The organism is Microbacterium umsixpiens (genome assembly GCF_053543675.1).
In genome coordinates this window covers 31,122-34,901 of the sequence record NZ_JBLVOH010000069.1, presented here as the reverse complement: position 1 = coordinate 34,901, position 3,780 = coordinate 31,122, and the positions used below count along the sequence as shown (strand labels likewise).

Sequence of the window (3,780 nt, the reverse complement as noted above, 5' to 3'; positions counted from 1 at the left end):
CGCTGGCTCGGCGTGGCCTTCGTCGCGCCCCAGGTCCTCGGCGTCATCGTCCTCGGTGTCGTCCCCTTCCTCTTCGTCATCTGGTACAGCTTCAACGAATGGCGTCCGCTCACCGGCGGCATGGAGTTCATCGGGCTCGACAACTACTCGCGTCTCTTCGCGGACCCGACCTTCTCCGCCTCTGTCGTCGCGAGCCTGCTGTTCAGTGCCGGTGTCCTCATCCTGAACCTCGTGATCGCCATCAGCCTCGCCGTGCTCCTCAATCGGCGGATGAAGGGCATCACCGGATTCCGCACGATCTTCTTCTCGCCCGTCGTGGTGTCGGTCGTCGCCTGGTCGGTGACCTGGGGGTTCCTCCTCGCCCCGGATGGCGGCATCAACGGAGCGCTGCGGATGCTCGGGATCGACGGCCCCAATTGGCTGGCAGATCCCTCCACCTCCCTGATCTCGCTCGTCGTGGTGCAGGTCTTCAAGGGCGTCGGCATGAACATGGTGCTCTTCCTCGCCGCGCTGCAGAGCGTGCCCGAGGAGATCCGGGAGGCCGCCCAGCTCGACGGTGCGACGCCGTGGCGGTCGTTCTGGGCCATCACCGTGCCGATGATCGCTCCGACGATCCTGCTCACCGGCATCCTCACCACGATCGGCTCACTCGAAGTCTTCGCACCCGTGCAGCTGCTCACCGGAGGTGGTCCGGGGGATTCGACCAACGTCCTGCCGTTCCTCCTCTACCGCACCGCTTTCGTCAGCCAGCAGTTCGGCTATGCCAGCGCGATCGGTGTCGTTCTGTTCGCCATCATCCTGGCCCTGACGATGCTGCAGTGGACCACGCGACGCAAGTGGGTGCACGATGAGGTCTGAGACGTCGAAGGCGGCCCGCAGCCGCTCCAGGATCAACACCGTCGTGCTCTACGTCCTGCTCGTCGTGGTGTCGGTGCCGTTCCTGTATCCGACCCTGTGGATGTTCTTCTCGTCCTTCAAGCCCGCGAACGAGATCTTCCTCCAGCCGCCGACGCTGCTGCCCAGGGAGTGGACCCTCGACGGCTTCGTGCAGGTGTTCGCCGCCCAGCCGTTCCTGCAGCAGTACGGGAACTCGATGTACATCGCGGCGATCGTCACCGTGTCGTCGATCCTGCTCTCGGCGATGGCCGGCTACGCCTTCGCGCGGATCCGGTTCCCGCTGCGCAACGCGGCCTTCACCCTGCTGCTCGCGGCGATGATGGTGCCGACCGAGGTGACGATCATCCCGATCTTCACGGCGGTGAACGCCATGGGGCTCAACGACACCCACTGGCCGCTCATCATCCTCCCGATCTTCGGGCCGACCGCGGTCGTCTCCGTGTTCATCTTCCGGCAGCACTTCCTCAGCTTCCCCAAGGACTACGAGGAAGCGGCCCGGCTGGACGGCGTCACACGGGCCGGGGTGTTCTTCCGCATCGCCCTCCCGTTGGCGACGCCGGCGATCGCGGCCGTCGGGATCATGGCGTTCCTGCGCTCGTTCAACATGTACTTCGAGGCGCTCATCTTCCTGCGCACACCCGAGAAGTTCACCCTCGGACTCGCGATCACCCGCTATCAGGACTTCTACGGCGAGCAGATGTGGAACACGCAGCTCGGCGCAGCGTCTCTCACGGTCGTCCCGATCCTCGTGGTGTTCCTCATCGCGCAGAAGCAGTTCGTTCAGGGCCTCGCCCAGACGGGGCTCAAGGGATGAGCTGACTTCCCCCACAGCGACGACGCGGACCGGGCGTCGCCGCCACTCACCATGCCCCGGTCAGAGACGAAGGAGTCGAGATGATGCATGAGGATGAGACCCGCCCGCAGATGCTGCCGGCGCTCAGCCGAAGGAACTTCCTGGTCGGTGCGAGCGCCGCCGCGGCGCTGCTCGCCATAGGGAACGCGGGGGCGTCGCCTGCGCTGGCGACATCGGCCGGCACGGTGTTGCCGCTCGTCGCGCCGCTCCCCGCCGGGCAGCCGGTGCGCTCCCAGTTCGCCCCGAACGAGCAGGTGCTGGCCGCCTACCTGATGATCGTCGCACCGCTCGCCAACAGTGTCCGGGACGTCGCGCCGAACTACGGATGGATGGAGGACGGCTGGTGGCGCACTCCGAACCAGCCCTACAACACCCGCATCATGGAGCATGTCGCGACGCTCTCGTGGTTCTACGCCAACGACCGCCCGTGGAACCCGTACTGCCGTGACCCCGCTCTCCTCGGACGGCTCGACGCGGCGCTCAGCCACTACCTCTCGCTGCAGCACGCCGACGGCTCGTACCCGGAGTACTCCCCGACCGAGCATCACCTGTCGCCGACCGGATTCGGAACCGTGGCGCTCGCCGCGGTCCTCCGGGACCTTCGCGCCGCGGGCGAGCTCCACGACCGCCGTCTGCAGATCCGTGACGCCATCCGCAAGAGCTCGGCCTGGCTCGTGGACACCTCGCGTCCGCATTGGAATCGACCGGTGCAGTTCGCCAATCAGGTGGTCGCCGGCCTCTCCGGAGTGGTCGAGGCGGCGCACATCCTCGGCGAGCCCGCGGTGAGCGCCTCCGTTCCGAACCGGCTGCAGATCATCCTGAAGGACGGCCAGGCTCCGGCCGGGTTCTTCCACGAACCCGTCGCGCCGGATGCCGGATACAACTTCGACGTGATGCTGCCCGATCTCGGCGCCCTCTACAAGAGGCTGCCTGACCCGTCGATCATCCAGCTGGCGGAGCGGTTCGCCGCGTGGTGGGGGTACGTCGTCGTCATGGAACCCGGGCGGAACGAAGGCTTCATCCTCTCCGGGACGAGTGCGCGCAACATCGTCGCGACGTTCGTCACCACCCCCGTGGACGATCTGGATCGCAGCGCCCTCGCGCGGACGCTGCTGCCGCACGTGCCCGCGCTGCGTGCCTTCTACGCGAGCGCGGAGGAGAAGACGCAGGCGCGAAACGCGTGGAGCTCCTCGTCGGCACCCGTGGCCCCGAGACAGAAGCAGGATTCGTCGCCACGGCTGCACATGCATGTCCCGCAGGCGCCGATCGGGGTGCCCGCGGCGCAGCGCGATGCCCAGGTCGCCGCGCTGCGGTATCGGGCCGAGAGCACATTCACCGAGCTGCGCAAGGGCACCCTCGATCAGCAGTATGTGTTCGTCCGCCGCCCCGGCTACTACACCGCCGGCCTCTACGGCGTGCGGCAGAACTCGCTCCAGCGGATGGGGACGAACGCGTTCTGGCACCCCGTCGCGGGGATGCTCGCCCTCACCGTGAACAGCACGGGTCCGGATGACTGGACGACCGTCGCCGACACGGTCGGGACGGCTTCATCGCGGGGTCCGGTGACGGCGACGCATCATGCCGGGTCCAGCGCATCGGGCACTGTGATCCCGGCGGATGCCCTGACCGGATACACGGGTACCTTCACCACCAGGTACGTGACCGCGGACGGCGCCGTCACCACGGATGTGACCCATCGCCCGGATGGGATCAGGCGTGCGCTGATGACGCCGGGAGCGTCACGCGAGCGCATCCCGCTCATCATCGGCACCGACGATCAGGTGGTCTTCGCCAACGGCACGCCGGCGCCGTACGGACAGGAGACCATCACGGTCACCCGAGGGATCACGGTCACTCGAGGCGGCATGAGGTTCATCATCGACTGGGGTGTGGACCGCGAAGCGAAGTACGCGCCCATGGATCGGTCTTACCTCGGGAACCGAACGCACCGGATCCTCACGATCAGCTTCGCGAACTCGCTCGCCGTCGACTTGAAGGTCGTGCCGGCGGTCTGATCCCCGGGTCCCCGG

The 3,780-nt window shown here is 67.1% G+C and carries 3 protein-coding genes; all 3 read left to right on the top strand.

Annotation, left to right across the window (positions count from 1 at the left end):
• On the top strand, positions 1-858 hold an 858-nt coding region (locus ACNPM4_RS07080; protein WP_448985210.1), incomplete at its 5' end, for a carbohydrate ABC transporter permease.
• Entirely contained in the window at positions 848-1,711 is an 864-nt protein-coding gene (locus tag ACNPM4_RS07075; RefSeq protein ID WP_448985209.1) for a carbohydrate ABC transporter permease, read from the top strand. The genes ACNPM4_RS07080 and ACNPM4_RS07075, both read left to right, overlap by 11 nt.
• Positions 1,712-1,791: 80 nt before the next feature.
• A complete protein-coding gene (locus ACNPM4_RS07070) occupies positions 1,792-3,765 on the top strand; it encodes a twin-arginine translocation signal domain-containing protein (RefSeq protein WP_448985208.1) in 1,974 nt (657 codons plus the stop codon).
• Positions 3,766-3,780 lie beyond the last annotated feature (15 nt).